The organism is Stenotrophomonas sp., assembly GCF_036662295.1.
GTDB lineage: Bacteria > Pseudomonadota > Gammaproteobacteria > Xanthomonadales > Xanthomonadaceae > Stenotrophomonas.
The window spans coordinates 1-3903 of the sequence record NZ_JAVWXA010000182.1 but is presented as its reverse complement, the minus strand read 5'-3'; the positions used below and the strand labels follow the sequence as shown (position 1 = coordinate 3903).

The window sequence follows — 3903 nt, the reverse complement described above, 5'->3', positions numbered from 1 at the left end:
CACGTTGTCCATGCCGAGGTACAGGTCGATCCCCGAACCGGGGATGGCATAGCCCACCTGCATGCTATGGGTGACATGGCCGGCGTTGCGGATCGGGCTGCTCTGGCCGGGGTTGCTCCGATAGCTGTCCGGGCTCACCCGCAGATTGCGGTGCACGTAGCTGCTGGTCCACGAACCGCGCCAGCCGCTGTCGTGACGATAGGCCAGGCTGTAGCGCCCGCGCCAGCGTGGGGCGCCGGAGCCGCCGACCGATTCGACATAGTCGTCCGGTGCATCCTGGAACTGCCAGGCGCGCCATTGCAGCAGGTGGCTTGCGACCAGCGAGGTGGTCAGCTGGCCGGCGCCCATGGCCCGGCGGTAGTCCAGCTCGATATCGATGCCCTCGCGCTGCGAACGCGCCAGATTTTCCTCCAACGCAATCCAGCGATAGATGCTGTGCGCAGGGGATTCAGTGCCGTTGGCCAAGACCATGCCGCCCGCCGGTGCCCGACCGATCTGCTGGCAGAAGCGGTTGTCGATGCCGGTGGGGGAATCCACGCAGCGCGTGGCCAGCGTCTGGGCGCTGACCGAGTCGATCGCATCGGTCAGGTTGATCCGCCAGTAGTCGGCCGATGCGCCGAAGCCGGGCAGGAAGGCCGGCTGCCAGATCACGCCGAAGGACAGCGTGCGGCCCTGTTCGGCTTTCAGGTCCGGATTGCCGCCGCTGATGCCGGGACGATTGGCCGAGTAGCCGTCGATGAAGTCCGCCGGGATGCCGAGCGCGGCGCAGTTGGCCGCGCGCAGGGCCGGATCCTTGGCATTGGCAGGCCGGTTGCCGTTGGTAGGCAGCACGCTGCACGGGTCGGCGATGGTGGCGAAGTTCTCGCTCTGCGCGCCATACAGTTCGCCGATGCTGGGGGCACGCACCGCCTGGGCCAGGCTGGCGCGCGCGCGCAGGCTGGGCAGGATCGCCCAGTCCAGGCCCGCGTTCCAGGTGGTGGTCCGTCCGATGCTGCTGTAATCGGAAACACGTCCGGCCAGGTCGAGATTCAGCCGATGGATACCGGGCAGCTCGGCCAGCAGCGGCACGCTGGTTTCCAGGTACAGCTCCCGGACGGCGTACCGGCCCTTGTCCGCCGCCAGCGCGTTGAGGAACGTCTTGCCCGAGGTGACGAGGGGATCGTGCCGCTCCTGGCTTTGTTCCCGGCGATATTCCACGCCAGCGGCGACGCCCATGTCACCGGCCGGCAGCGACCACAGCGACGGATTGGACACCGAGGCGGAGAACACGTCCTGTCGCACCGTGCCCTTGTAGGGGCTGTTGACGTTGAACCACGCGGCGGCCTCGGGGCTGATGGCGCCGTTGCCGAATACGCTGAAGGGGATGCAGCCGGCGATCAGGCTCTGGTCGTACAGCGCGCCGGTGTTGGGGTTGATCGCCATGGGATCGAGCGAAGCCCGGCACGCGATGCGCCCGTCGGGCCCTACCGCCGTGTCCATGCCGGCATGCCAGCGCTCGTTCACCCGATTGTTGAGGAACAGGGTGGAGATCGTGCTCTGGCCGTGGTTGAGCGCTACCTCGTAGTCCCATCCCGCGCCCAGCCGACCCTCGACGCCAAAGACCGCGCGCCGCGTCTGGCGGGTGATGTTCTCACCTCGTCGTCCGGCATCCACGTTGAAGCGGCTCAGGGTCAGGCGATCCATGCCGCGCGCCTGCAGCTGCGCCCGCAGGGCTGGATCCAGCAACGGGTTGTCGGCGCGGATGCGCAGGCTGGAGTCGAATGAGGGTTGCGCGGCGGACGTGGCCTCGGTGCGGGTGTACTTGCCTTCGAAGAACAGCCGATGGTTTTCGTTGAGGTCGTAGCCGGCCATCACATTGACCGAATAGCGGTCGAAGGCGGGCTCAAGGTCGGCCACGGCATTGAGGTCGGCAAAATCGCAGTCGGTGCAGCTGTTGCCGCTGACCACCCGCCCGTCATACCGCTGCGGCCGGTAGCTTCCATCGGGATTGAACTGGTAGCGATTGCCCCAGGTAGCTGGATTGCCCGGGGTGAATGGCCCCAGGTTGAACGTGCCGCCGTAGGAGATGGAGTGGTTCCCGCCTGGACCGGCCAGTACGTTCTGGGGGTTGCGTTCGCTGGACGGCTGCGAGGGGTCGTAGCCGGGATTGGGGACCGTGACCAGGTGCTGCCTGCCGATCGCGCGTGCGCCACGGTTGTAGGCATCCTGGGTGCTGTATTCCAGTGCCACGGCGACATTGCCGCGCCCGTCGGCGAAATCCCAGCCGCCGGATGCGCTGGCGAACGAGCGTCCAAAGCCGCCCTCGCCGGCGATGCCGGTCTGGGCGCGCGCCTCCATGCCGGTGATGGAGGTCTTGAGGATGAAGTTGACTACGCCGGCGACGGCATCGGCGCCGTACACCGCCGAGGCACCGCCAGTGATCACTTCCACCCGCTCCACCCATTCCACCGGAATGGTGTTCACATCCACCGAGGTGGAGCCGGGCAGGGCGCCCACATGGCGCCGCCCGTTCACCAGCACCAGCGTGCGTGCGCTGCCAAGGCCGCGCAGGTCCAGCAGGCCCACCCCGGCCGTGCCGATGAACCGGGTCGAATTACCCAGCGTGTAGGTTGGCGTGAGCTGCGGCAGACGGGTGAGCACTTCGCCGATGTTGACCGCGCCGGTCGCGCGGATTTCCTCGGCGTTGATCGCGGTGACCGGCGTCGGGGTGACAAAGCCGGTACGGGCGATGCGCGTACCGGTGACGTTGACCCGGTCAAGTTCGGTGGCAACGGGTTCCTCGGCGAGGGCAACGGCGGGAGCACCCAGGCACAGGCAGGACAGCACGGCCAGCGGCAGGCGGCGACGACGTGGCGCGAGGATCGGGGTTTCTTTCATGGGCTGCAGTTCCATTGGCAACAGTGGCCGGTGGTCCGCGCGGGTTCGCGCTCACCGGTGTCCTGAAGCTAAGCCGCACGTAACCGGCTGTGATCCCCTCGCGAGGCTGGACTGTGATGAAAGTTCCGGAAGGGTCTGCGCAGGGATTTGATCGAACCGCCCGATACGATTGCATTCCGCGTTTTCTGTGAACTCAAGCAGCTTCCGCCCCCCGCTCGCCCCCCCTGGCCCGTTGCTGCCGCCCGCCCCGCTGCCCACGGCCCGGCCGGCTGCTAGAATCGTGCGCCGGGTGCGCCCGCCCCCCTGTCTCCCAGGACCCCCCATGAGCATCAAGAGTGACCGCTGGATCCGTCAGATGGCCGAGCAGCACGGCATGATCGAGCCGTTCGAAGCCGGCCAGGTCAAGCAGGCCAATGGCCAGCGCATCGTCAGCTACGGCACCTCCAGCTACGGCTACGACGTGCGTTGCTCGCGCGAGTTCAAGGTGTTCACCAACATCAATTCCACCATCGTGGACCCCAAGCATTTCGACCCGGGCAGCTTTGTCGACATCGTGGGCGATGAGTGCATCATCCCGCCCAACAGCTTCGCGCTGGCGCGCACGGTGGAGTACTTCCGCATCCCGCGCGACACGCTGGTGGTGTGCCTGGGCAAGAGCACCTACGCCCGCTGCGGCATCATCGTCAACGTGACCCCGCTGGAGCCGGAGTGGGAGGGCCACGTGACCCTGGAATTCAGCAACACCACGCCGCTGCCGGCGCGCATCTACGCCAACGAGGGCGTGGCCCAGATGCTGTTCTTCCAGGCCGACAAGGACGACATCTGCGAGACGTCCTACAAGGACCGCGGCGGCAAGTACCAGGGCCAGACCGGCGTGACCTTGCCGCGTACCTGATGCGGCAGCAGGGTGCAGGCCGTGCGCCTGCGCCCGGCGGTGGTTGGCGGGGCATGAAAAAAGCGCGGATCGCTCCGCGCTTTTTTGTTGTCACGGGTTGCCGGCCAGCGGCCGGCACTACCGGATTTTTC

Annotated in this window: 2 protein-coding genes; one reads left to right on the top strand and one right to left on the bottom strand. The window is 67.1% G+C overall.

The window, feature by feature from the left end; translation table 11 throughout:
* A partial coding sequence (locus RSA25_RS19200; RefSeq protein WP_332810423.1) for a TonB-dependent receptor occupies positions 1-2877 on the bottom strand: 2877 nt, incomplete at its 3' end.
* 322 nt (positions 2878-3199) lie between these two features.
* Between RSA25_RS19200 and dcd the strand changes: the two genes are divergently transcribed.
* Positions 3200-3772 (top strand): dCTP deaminase, encoded by a 573-nt coding sequence (gene dcd / locus RSA25_RS19195; RefSeq protein ID WP_019182646.1) that lies wholly within the window; start codon positions 3200-3202, stop codon positions 3770-3772.
* Positions 3773-3903: the final 131 nt, after the last annotated feature.

Excerpts from the sequence above, each read along its gene's own strand:
- dcd (WP_019182646.1), top strand. The coding sequence starts at position 3,200 with ATGAGCATCAAGAGTGACCGCTGGATCCGTCAGATGGCCGAGCAGCAC.